The organism is Floridaenema aerugineum BLCC-F46, from assembly GCF_041929345.1.
Taxonomy (GTDB): domain Bacteria; phylum Cyanobacteriota; class Cyanobacteriia; order Cyanobacteriales; family Aerosakkonemataceae; genus Floridanema; species Floridanema aerugineum.
This window is the reverse complement of sequence record NZ_JBHFNQ010000069.1, coordinates 21188-37609: the sequence shown is the minus strand read 5'-3', so window position 1 is coordinate 37609 and position 16422 is coordinate 21188. Positions and strand designations below refer to the sequence as shown.

Below are 16422 nucleotides of genomic sequence, written 5' to 3'. Positions count from 1 at the left end.
AATGGTACTAGTGGTTGCTTAGAGTCCCGGGACATTTCACCCTGATAACTCAGGTCATTGATTCTTGAGGGTTAAAGTAAAATAATTGTTAACTATTTTAGCTTATAAATGACTACAAATTAAGTGAAGTTTTACAATACCGATTTTGAGTGCCAAAACATTATTCAACTCGTTTATGCAGAGCAAATCTGGGGATTAGTACGATATGGTCTTTACCCTTACCCTGGTTCTCCAAATTTCCTAGAAATAGAGCAGTTAGAGACAATTCCTACCAGTCGAGGTGAAATGATTGAACGACCGATCGCACCCATTGGTAAATGGTTAATTTGGTATTGTATCAGGGTAGGGCTGCAATATTGTACCGTATCAGAAAACAAACCTTTAATTCTGCTGGCTTCTCTAGAATCAGCAATCCTCTACTACAGAAACGTTATCATGATGGAGTATTTAGGGCCAGCACCTAGTGCTCCAGGGGAAGATTTATATGCCTTCCGATTCTCACCCACAGCAGCCAGAACCTTCTGCGAACGACAAGAAAACCAATACGGAATCCCAACCCATTTTGACTAGCGATCAAGTAAAAGCTGGGTCAAAAGTAATAATGAGTCATGCTGAACGGCAAGCTTATCTCAAAAAATCTGGTCTTGCGGATTTGTTTGGCGTTGCTGATTTGTTACCTGAAGTTGGAGAAGAAACACCTGAAGTACCTAAAGAGTCTTCACGCCTAAAATATGTACGAGGATTATTTAAGAATAAACAATCAGAAATTGATCGGAAATCTGCAAATGATAAAGAGATTACTAGTTAGTTAAGCAATTGAGGTAAAAACTAGTGATAAAACGAGTATTGGTAGATATCGATATTCTTTTAGATATACTGCTCGAAAGAATTCCATTTGTTGAATCTGCTTCTGATATTTGGCAGTTGATCGAATCTCAGGAAATAGAGGCTTATGTAAGCATAACAACTTTAACTAGTATATTTTATACAGGTCAGCAAAATTGTGGAGTCGAAGTAGCTTGGCAGGCAATCTCTGAAATTAGAGCAATTATGCAAATCTGTACCATTGATGAACTAGTTCAGGATAAAGTAGCTTATTTAAAGCATATAGATGATGAGATTGCATTGAACTTGGCTTGTGCAGTAGAGATGAAGCTTGATGCAATTATTACTCGAACTCGTCAAAATCAGTATCTCAGTATAATCCAAAATTCTCATGACTCAGTAGAAAAAAATATACTTGTTTTATCAGCAGGACAATTATTTGCGAAATTCTTCTTAAATAATCAAATTACTGAACAATTAGATGTCTATCACAAACATACTGAAGCAGAGCGAAATCATCTATTTTTTACCCGCAACACAAACTCCCTTAGCCAATCTGAACTGAATGCTTTAATGAGGTACTTTGAACAATCTGAAAAACGTCTATTGTGGGCTTTACTGATAAGCCAAAATGCTTCTAAAATTATTGCTCATGCTGCTGAAAACTTGCTATCTGAGCAGGCAAGGTTGTGTCAATTAAATAGCCAATTATCTCTGGATGATTGGCTACGGCTCATGTATATTATCCTAAAATATGTTACTTATGCTTTTATAACTGGTAGCTACCGATTACTAGATAGAATATCATTAGATTTCACAGATATTAACTATAGAGAGCATGGCTTAGAAACTCCCCTAATAAGTTTAGCCATAGAGAAATTAAAAACATCTATGATTAAACTGGTCAAGGATTCTAAGAATATTAGTACACATAGTAGTATGAATTTAATTTTGGAAATAACTACTTACTTTGATTATGTTGTTACTGAACTTGCTAAAAATAAAGATTTAAAACTTGGTTAATGACTCAAAAATATGCTGAGTGATAGAGCGATCGCACCACCCACCACTTAGAAAAGTGCGATCGCCAATTCTTCATTTTCAAGAATAACTAAACTCAACTTTCCTCTCACCCACTACTTCTGGCGCATTGACAGCTAAACGCAAATCATCAGCATAAACTGTTAACCAAGGTTGACCTAAATTTAAACTAGTAAAAGGACTTTCTGTAGGTACTTGCAACTTTCCACTCACTAATCCCACACGAGATGCAAATTCACCTTTGAATAACAGAAAATCCGAAATAGAAGAACCAAAACTTGGCAAATCTAAAGAAACAGGCAATGCCAAACTAGGTTTAGTATAAGTAAGACTACAAAGTTCTTTATCTCCTTGTTTCACAATAACACTAGACTCATCTCCTGTTAACCAAGTAAATTCTGCCAACTCTTTTGGTAATCCCCAAATTTCTCGACCACCAGCTACAGAGTCAGGATTATCTACATAAATGTGAGAAATCCAAGAACCAAATTTTCCGGCATAACTCACCATTCCCGGAACTACAATTAACTCGTTATATTCCAAGGTTGAACCCAATTTATAAGAGGATAAATACACACCTCCAATAGTTTTACCGGGCCAAACTGAAACTATTTCTAATTCCTGGGGAATTAAGGGGCGCGATCGCTCAATATCCACCAACTGAACAGTTTGAACTGCGTAACCTTTTAATGTCCAAGGCGCTGACGGATAACTCATCTATTTTACTCCTACTAATCAATTATTTCACTGAATCTAACTTTAGAAATGGTTAGCCAACAGTATCTTGCGAAGTAACAATCTCTAACTTAAGATAGAGCCTATTTTCTTAACTTATTTTTACATTATTTAATAGCTCTTTACATTTATTCATAGTTTCCGGGAGTTCTCAAGATGCAAGACACCACCCAAGTCACACCTATTGCCGATCCTCAAGAACGCAACGCCTGGAAAACAGGTTTTACCCCCCAAGCAGAAATTTGGAATGGACGTTTAGCGATGATTGGCTTTGCAGCTGCTGTATTAATTGAGCTATTTTCTCGTCAAGGAGTTCTCCATTTTTGGGGTCTAATGTAGTTCTTCCACTTCGTCTCAATATCTGGCCTATCTTCAGGCAGGGGAGGTAGAACCTCCCTTTCTCTCGTTCTCTCGTTCCCAGGTTCAACCTGGGAACGAAAGAAGAGGCTCTGCCTCTTGGTGGAAGTTCTGAGTATACCAATAGTTGCATTTTTGCTCAACATCAGTTACATTAATTTACAGGACTTAATAAAACTTCATTTACGGAGTTGAGACTATGCAAGGTGAAAATCGCAACGATGTTAAATTCGGCTTTACACCTCAAGCTGAAAATTGGAATGGTCGGTTAGCAATGATTGGTTTTATTGCTGCTGTAATTACTGAGCTAGTTTCCGGTCAAGGTGTTCTGCATTTCTTAGGTTTGATGTAATTCTTATATTCTTTTTACCTCTGACAATCTGAAACGAACTATTTTTAGGGAGTGAAAAAACTCCCTATTTTTTGGTATAAACAAAAGCTCCAATAGCGATCGCTACTGGAACCTGCTCAAAGTATGGTAAAAAAGTTGCTAACGAATATATTCTTTAAGAATACTGTTGCGATTCGGATGACGCAGCTTCCGTAAAGCCTTAGCCTCAATCTGACGAATTCGTTCGCGAGTCACGTTGAAAATTTGCCCGATTTCTTCGAGAGTCTTCATTCTGCCATCATCCAAACCATAACGCAGACGTAAAACATCCCGTTCTCTTGGACTAAGAGTATCTAAAACACTTTCCAAATCTTCGCGCAGTAAATTCTTAGAAACTTGGTCTTCTGGTGTTTCGCCATCCGACTCAATAAAATCCCCCAATCGAGAATCTTCTTCTTTACCAATGGGGGTTTCCAGCGAAATAGGTAGTTGAGCAGATTTAGCAATGAATCGCAGCTTCTCGATGGTCATTTCCATGCGAGTAGCAATTTCCTCTTCAGTAGGTTTGCGACCCATTTCTTGCGACAACAACTTGGTAGTTTTCTTAATGCGGGAAATGGTTTCGTACAAGTGAACAGGCAAACGAATGGTGCGAGATTGATCGGCAATTGCTCTAGTAATTGCCTGACGAATCCACCAAGTCGCATAAGTAGAGAACTTATAGCCTTTTTCGTGATCGAATTTTTCAGCTGCCCGGATTAAACCTAAGCTACCTTCCTGAATTAAATCTTGGAAAGACAGCCCACGATTCATGTACTTTTTCGCGATCGAAACTACTAAACGTAGGTTGGACTGCACCATTTTGTCCTTCGCACGTCGCCCCAAATGGAGGCGATGACGGAACGCTGGCAACTGCATATCTACCGCTGCCGCCCACTCGCGATCGTGGGGGTCACGGTCTAACTTATCGCAAAGACTCTCTCGAATCCGTTCCAATTCCAACAAATCAGCAATCTTTCTTGCCAATTCGATTTCTTCATCCGCCCGTAACAGTCTAATCCGACCAATTTCTTGCAAATACAGGCGAATTGAGTCTTCTGTATAATGCTTTTTCTTAGTTTGCGCTCGACGACGGTTTGAGCGTACCTTACCAGGCTTTCCATCGTCTTCTTCCGGGGACACATCTTCTAAAAACTCGTCTTGATCTGCGTCTTCCACTTCTTCTGCTAAGAGTAGATCTTCCAAAGTGGGGCTTATATTATCAAGTACGTTGTTAGCCTGGGTCATGCCGCGTTCCTCATGCTCCTTTGGGTTAACAAAATCAACAACTAAACATCATGATGCAATCAATCTCCCAACATATTAACCAGTAAAAGACCAAACAAGCATTAAAAGCTTAATTATTAAGTAACTGGTTAGGGGAAAAACACTATGCTTCGCAGTTAAAACTTCAGAGTTTATGGGAAGCGTAAGTGGCTGAATTTATAGTTGGGTCTTGTCAAGATCTTTACGATTGTAGCCTTTCTCACAAAAATTGCCAGCAGTTTTTGCTTTTATCCATGCAGTTTTTCGATGTCTCCATTCAACTGGAAAATTAGGTAAAGTTTATGGTTGCATCGGCTTTTGCCTAAAGATGCTAAACATCGAAATTATTCTGCTTTTTTAGGGTATAATTTCACCTGCTTTCTTGCTGGATAGACAGTTCAGGTGAACTTTCCCCACAAAATTTTAGACAATAGGCTGGACGATAACCAATTGGTTTTTGTCCTTAGAGTTGCGAATAAGCCTACGTAAAGTATTGCACCCATTTTCAGCTAGTTTAGTTGAACTAATTTGGTAGTTTCTATTGCCATTGGTCATGTTAGACCATTTTGCTGGATTTTGTGGCTTTTTAGATTATTTGGTCGCTAATGATTCCTGACTTAAGTGGAATCTGGTTTAACGAGTTTTTCGTCTCACCCAACTAGGAGCTACCACATTAGCCACAAAAGCTTAGTACCGCAGAAGTGACTCTAGAACAAAGCATCCTTAAATTTAAGTCACGGAAACTCTGTTGACAACAAAGTACTAAGTTTCAGCCGTAGTAGTCTTGACAAATGACTAATCTACACTCTGTCATTCTAATTAACTCTGATGTGAAATGACAGCTAGTTGGCTAAATAAATTTACCAGAACTTTACATTTCTCCGATCGCACCCGGTAATTGTGTGAATATTCGTTAACATTGGTTAATTAAACTACGCCACTGAGTTGCCAAAGCTGCTCCACTGTAACAAACTTAAACCCGCGCTGGAGCAATTTTTTCACAATTAGGTCTGTGCTTTGGGCGACATCAGCACCACCAAAAAATCCATCATGTAACACAATCAGCGCACCATTTTGCACTTGAGATAATACTCTTTGTACTACAACAGCGACTCCAGGTAGTACCCAATCTTCAGGAACTACACTCCACATTACCGGGCGATAATTCCAGCTTTGTAAAGATTTTAAAATCTGGGGTGTAAAAACACCATTAGGAGGGCGAACATCTCTAACATGAGTTTGAACGTAGTCCAAATCTAACGCACAAGCTTGAGCGATCGCTAACTGCGTCTTTGCCAAATTCTGTTTTAAAATTGGCGAAGTGAAGCTAGTAAACATCTGGTGATTATACCCATGTAAACCTACCCAGTGTCCTCGCTGATAAACTGCTTTTGCTACCTCTGGCGACCTTTCCACACAAACACCCAACCAGAAAAAACTGGCAGGTATCTCATACTTATCTAAAACGGACAATAACTGAGGCGTATACTGAGGATGGGGACCATCATCAAAAGTTAAAGCCACAATCGGTTCTTGAATATTTGCCGACCACAGACAAGTGGGAAAAGTAGGTTGCAAAATGCGATATAAAATCGGAAAAACAGGAGCTAGCTGCATTAATTAAAGATGAAACAACACCTAAGTTTAAATTAGCAATAAAAATCCTGATTTTGGGGACTAGGGTAGGGGCGATTCATGAATCGCCCCTACGACTGGGAAGAACCAAGATTTACACGCGATCCAGAATGTAAATCAATAAATCCTGGTTCAGTTTTAAGTTAGGAAGAAAGTTTTGAGTTGATCAACTTCACTTTGTCTCCTTGTCTCCTGTGCCCCTCTGCCTTCACTTCATGGCGTTTTACATTGACTGGCATTGAGAAAGGGGCGGTAGCTTCACCCAATTTGGGATAATTTTCTAATAGATTTAAGCCGTAGAGAATGGCATCACGAATGATTGCTTCTTGTTCCTGATTCAACATGAGGCGAAAATAATCAGCAATCCAGATTTTGTGATTAGAATCAGATCGTTCGACGGAACTAGTTAAATAGCGAACGGCAATTAAACGTTTTAAAGGGTCGGCATGAGTTAAATCTGCTAGCATTTGGTCAAGCTTGGCTTGGTCTGGTTTTGTTTGCTCTTCGAGGATTTGCCAAACTAGTAGTCCTAAAATTGCTAGAGTCCCTAGAGATTGGAGCAATATACCTAGTGTAATCCAAGAGCTTTGAGTTTGAGAACCGATCGCGATCGCCACATAACTAAACAGCGTAGCAAATCCACCACTAATTACGGCTACTGCCAACTGACTATTTGCACCTGTCAATAATTGGCGCAAGGAAGACCAATAAGACTGCCAATTGCTCGATTGTAGCCGATAAACTAACCACATCGTTACCACACCGATGCTGGTTGCTCCGAACAACCCCCTGTTGCTAAATATTATCGTCATTGCCACAATCAAACCTAACAGCAAGTATCTCGAACTACTTGACTGTTTACCAGAGAAAAATTTGAAAGTTCTACTTTGGCTTTGGAACTCCACAAACAACGAGTTGGGGAGTTGATTAACCACATCTTGCCACCAAGAGGAAGCCTGTGCCACCTTTCTTACCTGCCAGATAATAAAGTTCTTGTGATGTGGAGAATCAGTCCACACCAACTTATAGAAACAATAGCATTTCTCAGGATAATTTCAGCTACAGCTGAAACTTAAAGTCATCCAAAGTAAATTGACCATCAAAAGCACAGTAGGTAACTCGATAAATATCTGCGGCGGTAACAGTAAGTAATTCGTTTGGTGGAATTGAAGAGTCAGAACCAGCTAAATTTGGCTCGGAAATCTCTACTTCTTTGAGCAGTTGATTATCTTGGTTATAAGCTGCTAATACCAACTTCTGAGAAGTAGTGATAACAGCGCTCACAGTTTTAACCGGGTGGTAAAACACAGCTTCTAGCCATCCACTCTTGGGTGCTCCCATTAACACTGTGTTGCCAGAGTTTGCTGGATAAGCTGGATTGGAGGGACGAATAGCTATGCAATTATTAAATGTTACACCCCATTTTTGAAATTGGCGATCGACAACTTCAAAACACATCAGGTCTTCAAAATTCAGATAAACTTGGGCGGGCTTTGTCACAATGTAATCAAGTGTAGATATTTCTTGATGCGGTTGGGCAGTAGCCATATAAATTTTTGCATCAGTCTTTTCATCTATCAGCAGTTCTATTGCTGCCGATATTTCCAACTGGTTCTGTTCAATATCGAATTCCTTAACCATCAGGCTATTTGATGTCATTTTATTCCACCTAGATGAGTAATCAATCAATTAAGTTGGCGCTGTTAACTCAGATGTGAGATGATGGGGAATTTTATAAAACATTCTATTAGCAGTGATTCCGGTCAATAAGTTTTCTTTATTTCCTGCTAATTTTGGTAGATGCTAATTTACTTACACATTCGTTCAGAAAATTTTGGGAAAATCCTCACAAACCTACACATAATTTATTTGTTTGTTTTCCACTTCAGATTTCTGAGTTGAGACAGATGAGAGTTTATACTTCATTATTATTTAAGATTATCAGGAAATCAACTTTTCCCTTTGGTATAGTCGAACTGGGCAGTAATGGGTAAATCGCTTTTGCTACAAGCATTTAGCACCTCTAATTTCCTCACTGTTTGCCCGGAAATTTTACAAAAAGTTTACAGAAAGTTTAGTTTCAGGGCTATTCCTTTGAGAAAAGTTCAGAAAAGTCAGGCAGAAATATAATGGTGGTGGTTGGCGGTGCGATCGTCCATTTCCACTACCATGTAGGAAAAGGGTTAATCATTAAAATTCCCTGACCAACTGAAATTAGCAGAAAAACACAATATCAAAAAATCAGAAACAGGAGGTGTTTTTATGTTTTTGCCACTGGGGTTTGAGCTACGTTCAGTAATGACTGCTATGGGAAAAATTGTTTACTACACAGCAGAAGGAGAATTATGGCAAACCAAGGGCTCGACTGTTAAAGAAGACTTACCGACTCTCTTATTTTTGCATGGCTTTGGCGGCGGTTCCTCTGCTTATGAGTGGTCTAAAGTCTATCCCGCTTTTGCAGATGAATATCGAATTTTAGCACCAGACTTAATAGGTTGGGGTAATTCTCACCATCCACAACGGTATTACCAGATTGATGATTATTTCCAGAGTATTACTGAGTTTATTGAACAGACTTGTACCGAACCTGTAGCAGTAATAGCGTCTTCTTTAACTGCTGGGTTTATAATTCGTTTGGCTGTGACAAATCCCCATTTATTTAAGTGCTTGATTTTGACTGCACCATCAGGATTAGCAGATTTTGGCGAAAATTCTGTCAGTAATTTTTTTAGTCAACTGTTAAGCATACCAGGAGTTGACAGTTTAATTTACAACCTTGGTATTGCTAATAAAAGTGCCATTCGGACATTTTTAGAAGAACGGCAATTTGCTGATAGTAATCGCGTTTATGAAGAAATTGTCGCAGCTTATTTAGAATCTGCTTCCCAACCAAATGCGGAATACGCAGCACTGTCTTTTGTCCGAGGGAATTTATCGTTTAATTTATCTTTGTATATCTCGCAATTGAATGTACCAACGGCTTTTATTTGGGGGAAAGAGTCTCAGTTTAGTAAGCCAGAACTGGGTAGGAGATTAGCTAATTTAAACCCCAATTCGGTGCGTTATTTTGAAGAGTTAGAAAACGTAGGTTTAACTCCACAGTTAGAAGTTCCAGCAATAACAATTGGGTTAATTCGTAAATTTCTGAGATTACTTAATGGCAATTAACCATCAGGTCTGTTGTGACGACTTCAGTCGTTCTTCATGTCTGTTGTGATGACTAGCGCTAACGCGCCGCTAGCGCTAAGAGTCATTTCTTAATCTAAGAGAAGGACTGAAGTCCTGACAACGAACAATTAACTGAAAGCTTTTTCTAAAATTAATTTAGAACGTTTTACTGGTTCAGGAACTGTTACTGGATAATTACCAGTAAAGCAAGCAGAACAGAAATTTTGGGGGTCTTCTCCGGTAGCTTTGAGCATTCCTTCCCAGCTGAGATAAGCTAAAGAATCAACGTCAATTTGTTTGGCGATTTCTGTTACTGATTTTGTAGCAGCAATCAATTGTTCTTGATTGTCTGTATCAATGCCATAAAAGCAAGGGTGAGTTACTGGGGGTGAAGAAATCCTCATGTGAACTTCAGTTGCGCCAGCATCTCTTAAAGCTTTAACTATTTTGCGACTAGTGGTTCCCCGGACAATGGAATCATCAACAATTACCACTCGTTTGCCATACAAAACATCTTTGAGGGGATTAAGTTTCATGCGAATTCCCGTTTCCCGCATTTTTTGGGTTGGTTGAATGAAGGTGCGACCTACGTAGCGGTTTTTAATCAAACCTTCAGCATAAGGAATTCCCGAAGCTTGGGAAAAACCAATGGCGGCGGGAACGCCAGAGTCTGGTACTCCAATCACAAGGTCTGCATCTACTGCTGATTCTGCTGCTAAGATTCTGCCAATCCGCATCCGATAGCTGTACAAAGTTTCACCGGACATGATGCTATCGGGCCTAGCAAAATAAATCATTTCAAAGATACAAAGTTTGGGTTGGGGTTGTTTTGTCCAGTGGAAGGATGCCAAACCTGCTTCCGTAATCCAAACTAATTCTCCTGGTTCCACATCTCTGAGGTATTCTGCACCAATAATGTCTAATCCGCAGGTTTCTGAGGCGAGAACGTAGCGCACTGGGTCACTGGGCAAAGTGCCAATGACTAAGGGACGGATGCCGTTGGGGTCACGGGCACCCATCATTCCGTCTGGGGTGCCAATTACTAAGCTAAAGGCTCCTTGGCATTGATGAAAAGCGCGGATTGCACCTTCTAACCAGTCATGTCCTTCGTTGATTTCTTCGGCGATCGCATGAGCGATCATTTCCGAATCAGTTGTGGTAATTAAGTTACAGTCCCGTTTTAGTAATTCTTCTCGTAATCTAGTTGTATTGACAAGATTGCCGTTATGTGCTAAAGCAAGCTTTCCTAAACGAGTATCTACAACTGCTGGCTGAGCATTAACAACCCGACTAGAACCTGTTGTAGAGTAGCGAGTGTGCCCGACAGCTAGAGTGCCAGTCATTTGGTGGAGAATTGTTTCATTGAAGACTTGAGAAACCAACCCCATCTCTTTGTGTAGATGCACTTGTTTGCCTTCAAAAGTGGCAATTCCAGCTGATTCTTGACCTCGGTGTTGTAAAGCATACAGCCCAAAGTAAGTAAGTTTGGCGACATCTTCTTCTGGGGCGTAGATGCCAAAAACGCCACAAGCTTCTTCGGGCTTATCTGGGCGATTTTGATTGATTTGGGCAGGATACTCTTCAGAGTCTAGGGAATGGTTGGGAATCATGCTACGGTTTGGCTCCTAAGTTTGAGATACAGAATCAGATAGAAGGCTATGAAAGCAAAAAATTTAACGAGAGTTAACCTAACTTAATATCTTCTTAACAATAGCATTGTTAAAAGCCGATCGCTCTAGCGAACTGAACTTAGCAGCGAAGAGCAGTTTTCCGGGAAATGCCCCCGTTAATTTTGCTCACACATAGTTTTTTGGTAGTTTTATACTTGATGGAAATCAGACAAGACAAGGCTTTAGCCAGTTGAGTAGGACTTGTTAACTAAACTGCTAGACGACGTTCAATGGCATGGGAATAGCGATCGCCTGCTACTGTAATGCTAACGTCGATTAATAGTGCATTGTCAGCCGTGAAAACTCGTAAATTAGAATTGGTATTTCCGACATTGCCAATTTTTTGCCAATAGTTAGCTAGTGCTTCATTTAAATAGGATTCCCAAACTTCTGCCCGATCTTGCACTACCGAAACTAAAATTCTCGCGCCACCTTCACCAAACAGCAGATTATCCCAACGCTGAGTTTGTTCTGATGAAACACCTAAATTAATCTCCGCACCCAACTTACCGCTGATGCAAGCTTCCGCCAAAGCAACAGCTAACCCTCCCTCAGCGCAATCATGAGCCGATCGTACCCAACCTTGACGAATACCTTCTCGACAAGCAGCTTGCACAATACGTTCTAAATCATAATCTATTTCCGGTGGTTTTCCGGCAACAATCCCGTGAATTGCAGCTAAATATTCCGAAGCACCCAGAACGATTTCCGATTTTTGATTTTCGATTTTCGATTCGGTTGGTATACCCAAAAGATAGATAACATCGCCTTCACTTTGCCAACCTTGACCGCAAACTTTAGTAAGATCGGAAATTATTCCCACCATGCCAATTACCGGAGTTGGGTAAATCGGTTGGGGATTTCCTTCACTGTCGAGAGTTTCATTATAAAGAGAAACATTTCCACCAGTCACAGGCGTTTTAAACTCTTTACAAGCTTCCGAAATCCCGCGACAAGATTCTGCTAATTGCCAATAACCAACAGGTTTTTCAGGACTACCAAAATTTAGATTATCAGTAACAGCAACTGGTTCCGCACCAACACAACTTAAATTTCTCGCTGCTTCAGCAACAACTGCTTTTGCACCTTCGTAAGGATTAAGGTAAACATAACGGGAATTACAGTCAACTGTTGCCGCCACACCTTTATTTAAAACCGCCGGATTTACCTCACCTTCCAAAGGACGAACCCTAACAACGGCGGCATCTGCGCCACCAGGAAATAGAACTGTATTGTTCTGAACTTGATGATCGTATTGGCGATAAACCCAACGTTTTGAAGCAATGGAAGGAGTATCTAACAAAGTCAAAAGGATATCATTCCAAGTTTGGAACTTCCCGGAAACTTCAATTCCTTCACTTGTACAAACCGGGAGAGAATCAGGTTGCCATTCCCAAGCTTTCTGCACATATTCCGGCGGTTGGGGTAACAATTCTCGGTGATAAATTGGTGTATTATCTGCCAAAGCTGTCGCTGGAATTTCGGCAGCAACTTTCCCTTGAAACAGAATTCTCACAATAGATTCTTCGATAACTGTTCCGGCAACAACTGCTTGTAAACCCCAACGATGGAAGATATCGATTAATTCTTGTTCCCTGCCTTTGTGAGCAACAAATAACATTCTTTCTTGGGATTCAGATAATAGATATTCGTAGGGAACCATACCAGTTTCCCGCACGGGAATTTTATCTAAATCTAATTCAATTCCTACTCCACCTTTAGCTGCCATTTCGGAAGTGGAACAGGTAATTCCTGCTGCACCCATATCTTGTGCGGCGACAACTGCGCCTGTTTTAAATGCTTCCAAACAAGCTTCAATTAAAGATTTTTCCATAAATGGGTCGCCCACTTGCACGGCGGGTCTGTCGTCCATTGAAGCGTCGCTAAGTTCTGCACTAGCAAAACTCGCGCCACCCATGCCATCGCGCCCAGTGGTAGAACCAACATATAACACGGGATTGCCAATGCCGTTTGCACCAGATTTAACAATTTCGGAAGTTTCCATTAATCCCATTGCCATTGCATTGACTAAAGGATTTCCTGAATAAGCAGGATCAAAATAAACTTCGCCACCGATGGTGGGTACTCCGACGCAGTTATGGGTAACAATGCCAGAAGTGGTGACGAAAAGGTGAGTGTTGTCTACTTCAACATCGTAGACATCGCATTCCTCAACCGAGTTTGTTTCGATGCTTTTAATTTTGACAACTGCTACATCATTTGATGATTGGCGAGAACGAGGGAAAGAGTACTTTGTGCCGTTGTCGCGAGTTAAAGCTGTAGCTAACTCGACGGTACGTTCTTCACTAAAAACAACTTCCTGCTTTTCCAGATTCAGAAATTTTGTCAGTACAGGTATTTCATCGCCAATGCTTAATGATTGTGCTGGGAGAATATCCCAACTACCGTTACGCTGGATGAAACTAGGATGATCTGGTGTTACCGCAATCCTACTATCTAAATTTGTCTGAATAGTGACTAACTTATTAGTACGTCGTTTGAAGATGCGGCGTACTGGTTGCCAACAACTTTCTAAGGTATTGGGGTCTACAGAGAGTGTTTCTACTGAGTTTGTAGCATCTAATTCGGCGGTAGTTTTACCTACTGGTAAGCGTGATTCGACAAAGTTACCGATCGTATCAAAATGTACGCCGTTTTTGTCACGCCAGATAAATGTTTCGTCTGCGACTAAGCAGTTACCATAGTTCGCTATACCTGCGACTACGCCGCTAAATATTCTCCGAGTTCTGGCATCTTCTAAGGAACCGAAGCGGAGGGAGTTTAACACGGCAATGGGACGCGCACCCATTGTAAAGATATCACGGAGGATGCCGCCAACGCCTGTGGCTGCGCCTTGGAAGGGTTCGACGGCGGAGGGGTGATTGTGGGATTCGATTTTAAAGGCTAATCTTTGTCCGTCGCCTAAGTCTACTACTCCGGCGTTTTCTCCGGGGCCAACGAGGATGCGATCGCCACTTGTGGGAAACTGTTTAAGTAAGGGTCGAGAATTCTTGTAACAACAGTGTTCTGACCACATTACACCAAACATTCCTAACTCTGCTTTGTTAGGATGGCGACCAAGACGGTTAACGATTTCTTGGTATTCTTCGGGTTTTAGACCTTCGGCAGCGATTTCTTCGGGAGAAAAGGGAGTGTTAGTAAACATGGAACCTTGGACAGTAGGCACAGGCTTAATTCTATCGATTGATGGCACTGATTAGTCGTTTGCTCCAGAAAATTTTTAGCAATTTTCAACTTATCTTCAGAGAATTTATCTTTCTTTATGCGACGATTTAAAAATTTTAGTAAAAAATCACGAGGCTGGTGACTTGATTCTGTAAAATAGTCTAGGTTTTTCTAGCCTAAGTGTGATGTTTCCTCTTCGCAATCTGATTAATCGTAGAGTTATAGCGGGCATCGTGGCATCAGTGTTAACGGTATCTGTAGCATTGATTGTCAAGTCTAATTTGCCAACAGAGGCACGTTCTAGGGTTTATAACACTGAACGAGTGAGTCAGCGATCGCTAACGAAGCAGAGACACCGCAATAATTATCGCACTGCTGCTACTAAAAGGACTAATTCAGTAGTTAATAGAGTGCAAGGGAAGAGAAATTCTGTTATTACTAATTATCGACGACAGTTAAAAATTACTGTAGGAAATAGAGGTAATAAATCTGTAAATTCAGTAGCACAAGCAGATAATAATAGAAGAAGAATTAGGATAGGAAATGATTCGACTCCGGTAACTAATCGATTTGGTGCAACTGGAAGAAGACCATCTTCTGCATTATGGCAAGCGGAAATTAAAAGAAGATATGGAATTGGAAATAATCCGACTCCGGTAACTAATAGATTTAACAGATTTAGCAGTTCGGGACGCAAATTTGCTAGTGAACGTTGGCGTGCTGCAATTAAAAGAAGCTACGATATTCCAAGTTCTCCAACTCCAGTAACCGATCGATTTGGTGCAACTGGAAGAAGACCTTCTAGTGAGTTGTGGAGAGCAGAAATTAAACGCAGATATGGAATTGGAAATTCTGTAAGACAACCTGTGGATGAGCCAAGATAAATTTAATTAGGTTGGTTAAGGTTTTGTGGTTCATTGGCGATCGCTAAAACTGAGATCTTGCACTTGCGATGCGAACCCGCCCGGAAATCAATTTCCGGGCTAATAGCTCAAGTCCATTAAAATGGACTAAAAGCCTTTGAATATTAAGAATATTAAGTATTTAATGGTGATAATTCTTGTGCGATCGCTAAAGCGTTCTAGCTTATCGCGATCGCTAAAAACTCTCTCAAATCAACTCGCTATATTAACGATATGCTTCACTTCGATGTACAATCAGCAAAATAGTAATAATTCGATTTTCTTCATCTATTCTGTAAATAATTCGCCAATCACCAACTCGATAACGAAAACATCCGGCAAAACTACCTTTAAGCGATTTAATATTAGGATGTTCGTAGGGATTTTCCCGCAGTTGATCGAAGCATCGGTTTAGTCGTTCTACTAATGATAATTCTGCTTGTTCGTAAAACTTTTGTGCTTTTCGGGTTAGTGTCAGTTCATACATGACGGCGAATGCGATCGAAAGAGACAACTTCCCCCGCTTCCGCTTCCTCTACAGCTTCACGGAACGCTTCTGTAAAACCAGGAATACTTAAAAGTTCTTCTGTTACCTCATTTTCTTCTCTTTCCTGCAAATAAGCGAGAAAGTCAACGGCTACACGCAATCGATCTGGGGAAAGCTGATGTAATCGACGCTCTGCTTCTTTAAGTAATGTTATGTCTTGTTGCTCAGTTTCCATTGTTTTCTCGTTAGCTAGGTTTCTTGTAAAACGTTGTGAATTAGCTCTGCTGCTAGTTCTAGCTTATCGCGATCGGTCAATGCTTCCAGGTCAATAGTAACAACTGACTTGCGTTTGGGAATAGGTGCGGATGCGGGTGATGTGGGTAATTGTAAGCTTTCGTAGAAGTAATCAATAGTTTTGCCGTATATCCCTGCAAATGCAGGTAACTCCCTTTCAGCATCTACCTTGCGTTTCCCATTTTCAATGGTGGATATAGCTTGCTGGCTCAAAATTATACCGTAGCTATTCTCTAGCTGTTCAATGGCCTGCTCTTGAGTAAGACCGAGTGATTCACGGGTAGCTTTAAGACGCTTGCCCAAGGAAAACGTCATATCAAGAAATCGTGTAAAGGACAGTAAAATCCTATAAATTTCGTTAAGAAGACTCTATCCGGGAAATGTATGGGTATACGATAATCATGTAAAAGAAAATACTGCAAGATTTTGGTTAGTGAGATCATTACATAGGATGAACTCGCTGGCTAAAGTGCAGTGTTAAAAGCC

Annotated in this window: 17 protein-coding genes; 7 read left to right on the top strand and 10 right to left on the bottom strand. The window is 40.6% G+C overall.

Annotated features, from left to right (window positions below; genetic code table 11):
- Window positions 1-123: 123 nt before the first annotated feature.
- Genes ACE1CC_RS09550 through ACE1CC_RS09540 form a run of 3 tightly spaced genes read left to right on the top strand, consistent with a single transcriptional unit; the run spans window position 124 to window position 1848 of the window.
- The gene (locus ACE1CC_RS09550; protein WP_413270232.1) at window positions 124-570 is read left to right on the top strand and encodes a hypothetical protein; all 447 of its coding nucleotides are present in this window, start codon (window positions 124-126) and stop codon (window positions 568-570) included.
- Window positions 563-808, top strand: coding sequence for a hypothetical protein (locus tag ACE1CC_RS09545; RefSeq protein ID WP_413270231.1), 246 nt, complete (start codon window positions 563-565; stop codon window positions 806-808). Before ACE1CC_RS09550 ends, ACE1CC_RS09545 begins: the two co-directional genes overlap by 8 nt.
- A gap of 23 nt (window positions 809-831) precedes the next feature.
- On the top strand, window positions 832-1848 hold the full coding sequence (locus tag ACE1CC_RS09540) for a PIN domain-containing protein (protein WP_413270230.1): 1017 nt from the start codon (window positions 832-834) through the stop codon (window positions 1846-1848).
- Between the two features lie 78 nt (window positions 1849-1926).
- Here ACE1CC_RS09540 and ACE1CC_RS09535 read toward each other — a convergent pair whose 3' ends face one another.
- Window positions 1927-2583 carry an acetoacetate decarboxylase family protein gene (locus tag ACE1CC_RS09535; protein ID WP_413270229.1) on the bottom strand — a complete coding sequence of 219 codons (657 nt, stop codon included), beginning with the start codon at window positions 2581-2583 and terminating at the stop codon, window positions 1927-1929.
- Between the two features lie 174 nt (window positions 2584-2757).
- Between ACE1CC_RS09535 and ACE1CC_RS09530 the strand changes: the two genes are divergently transcribed.
- Both ACE1CC_RS09530 and ACE1CC_RS09525 read left to right on the top strand, forming a co-directional pair.
- On the top strand, window positions 2758-2940 hold the full coding sequence (locus ACE1CC_RS09530; RefSeq protein ID WP_413270228.1) for a chlorophyll a/b-binding protein: 183 nt from the start codon (window positions 2758-2760) through the stop codon (window positions 2938-2940).
- Between the two features lie 217 nt (window positions 2941-3157).
- Window positions 3158-3310: a chlorophyll a/b-binding protein gene (locus ACE1CC_RS09525; RefSeq protein WP_413270227.1), complete on the top strand. Its 153-nt coding sequence runs from the start codon at window positions 3158-3160 to the stop codon at window positions 3308-3310.
- Between the two features lie 138 nt (window positions 3311-3448).
- On the opposite strand, the gene rpoD is transcribed toward ACE1CC_RS09525, so the two are convergent.
- The 4 genes from rpoD to ACE1CC_RS09505 form a co-directional block, all read right to left on the bottom strand.
- Complete coding sequence (gene rpoD / locus ACE1CC_RS09520; RefSeq protein WP_413270226.1) at window positions 3449-4576, bottom strand: RNA polymerase sigma factor RpoD; 1128 nt, start codon at window positions 4574-4576, stop codon at window positions 3449-3451.
- Window positions 4577-5521: 945 nt separating this feature from the next.
- Window positions 5522-6211, bottom strand: coding sequence for a polysaccharide deacetylase family protein (locus tag ACE1CC_RS09515; protein ID WP_413270225.1), 690 nt, complete (start codon window positions 6209-6211; stop codon window positions 5522-5524).
- A 161-nt stretch (window positions 6212-6372) separates the two neighbouring features.
- Complete coding sequence (locus ACE1CC_RS09510) at window positions 6373-7194, bottom strand: hypothetical protein (protein WP_413270224.1); 822 nt, start codon at window positions 7192-7194, stop codon at window positions 6373-6375.
- Between the two features lie 94 nt (window positions 7195-7288).
- Window positions 7289-7888 (bottom strand): hypothetical protein, encoded by a 600-nt coding sequence (locus ACE1CC_RS09505; RefSeq protein WP_413270223.1) that lies wholly within the window; start codon window positions 7886-7888, stop codon window positions 7289-7291.
- 603 nt (window positions 7889-8491) lie between these two features.
- Between ACE1CC_RS09505 and ACE1CC_RS09500 the strand changes: the two genes are divergently transcribed.
- Window positions 8492-9397: an alpha/beta fold hydrolase gene (locus ACE1CC_RS09500; RefSeq protein WP_413270222.1), complete on the top strand. Its 906-nt coding sequence runs from the start codon at window positions 8492-8494 to the stop codon at window positions 9395-9397.
- A 128-nt stretch (window positions 9398-9525) separates the two neighbouring features.
- Here ACE1CC_RS09500 and purF read toward each other — a convergent pair whose 3' ends face one another.
- Both purF and purL read right to left on the bottom strand, forming a co-directional pair.
- Entirely contained in the window at window positions 9526-11007 is a 1482-nt protein-coding gene (gene purF, locus ACE1CC_RS09495; protein ID WP_413270221.1) for an amidophosphoribosyltransferase, read from the bottom strand.
- 268 nt (window positions 11008-11275) lie between these two features.
- Entirely contained in the window at window positions 11276-14233 is a 2958-nt protein-coding gene (purL, locus tag ACE1CC_RS09490; RefSeq protein ID WP_413270233.1) for a phosphoribosylformylglycinamidine synthase subunit PurL, read from the bottom strand.
- Between the two features lie 253 nt (window positions 14234-14486).
- On the opposite strand from purL, the gene ACE1CC_RS09485 reads away from it, so the two are divergent.
- A complete protein-coding gene (locus ACE1CC_RS09485) occupies window positions 14487-15137 on the top strand; it encodes a hypothetical protein (RefSeq protein ID WP_413270220.1) in 651 nt (216 codons plus the stop codon).
- Between the two features lie 244 nt (window positions 15138-15381).
- On the opposite strand, the gene ACE1CC_RS09480 is transcribed toward ACE1CC_RS09485, so the two are convergent.
- The 3 genes from ACE1CC_RS09480 to ACE1CC_RS09470 are packed head-to-tail and all read right to left on the bottom strand — an operon-like array spanning window position 15382 to window position 16251.
- The gene (locus ACE1CC_RS09480; protein ID WP_413270219.1) at window positions 15382-15642 is read right to left on the bottom strand and encodes a type II toxin-antitoxin system RelE family toxin; all 261 of its coding nucleotides are present in this window, start codon (window positions 15640-15642) and stop codon (window positions 15382-15384) included.
- Window positions 15635-15877: a hypothetical protein gene (locus ACE1CC_RS09475; RefSeq protein ID WP_413270218.1), complete on the bottom strand. Its 243-nt coding sequence runs from the start codon at window positions 15875-15877 to the stop codon at window positions 15635-15637. The genes ACE1CC_RS09480 and ACE1CC_RS09475 overlap by 8 nt, the downstream gene beginning before the upstream one ends.
- 14 nt (window positions 15878-15891) lie before the next feature.
- Window positions 15892-16251, bottom strand: a complete 360-nt coding sequence (locus tag ACE1CC_RS09470; protein WP_413270217.1) for a helix-turn-helix domain-containing protein — start codon at window positions 16249-16251, stop codon at window positions 15892-15894.
- Window positions 16252-16422 lie beyond the last annotated feature (171 nt).

Excerpts from the sequence above, each read along its gene's own strand:
- ACE1CC_RS09475 (WP_413270218.1), bottom strand. The coding sequence starts at position 15,877 with ATGGAAACTGAGCAACAAGACATAACATTACTTAAAGAAGCAGAGCGT.
- ACE1CC_RS09530 (WP_413270228.1), top strand. The coding sequence starts at position 2,758 with ATGCAAGACACCACCCAAGTCACACCTATTGCCGATCCTCAAGAACGC.
- ACE1CC_RS09480 (WP_413270219.1), bottom strand. The coding sequence starts at position 15,642 with ATGTATGAACTGACACTAACCCGAAAAGCACAAAAGTTTTACGAACAA.
- ACE1CC_RS09525 (WP_413270227.1), top strand. The coding sequence starts at position 3,158 with ATGCAAGGTGAAAATCGCAACGATGTTAAATTCGGCTTTACACCTCAA.
- ACE1CC_RS09500 (WP_413270222.1), top strand. The coding sequence starts at position 8,492 with ATGTTTTTGCCACTGGGGTTTGAGCTACGTTCAGTAATGACTGCTATG.
- purF (WP_413270221.1), bottom strand. The coding sequence starts at position 11,007 with ATGATTCCCAACCATTCCCTAGACTCTGAAGAGTATCCTGCCCAAATC.
- ACE1CC_RS09470 (WP_413270217.1), bottom strand. The coding sequence starts at position 16,251 with ATGACGTTTTCCTTGGGCAAGCGTCTTAAAGCTACCCGTGAATCACTC.
- ACE1CC_RS09515 (WP_413270225.1), bottom strand. The coding sequence starts at position 6,211 with ATGCAGCTAGCTCCTGTTTTTCCGATTTTATATCGCATTTTGCAACCT.
- purL (WP_413270233.1), bottom strand. The coding sequence starts at position 14,233 with ATGTTTACTAACACTCCCTTTTCTCCCGAAGAAATCGCTGCCGAAGGT.
- ACE1CC_RS09505 (WP_413270223.1), bottom strand. The coding sequence starts at position 7,888 with ATGACATCAAATAGCCTGATGGTTAAGGAATTCGATATTGAACAGAAC.
- ACE1CC_RS09535 (WP_413270229.1), bottom strand. The coding sequence starts at position 2,583 with ATGAGTTATCCGTCAGCGCCTTGGACATTAAAAGGTTACGCAGTTCAA.
- rpoD (WP_413270226.1), bottom strand. The coding sequence starts at position 4,576 with ATGACCCAGGCTAACAACGTACTTGATAATATAAGCCCCACTTTGGAA.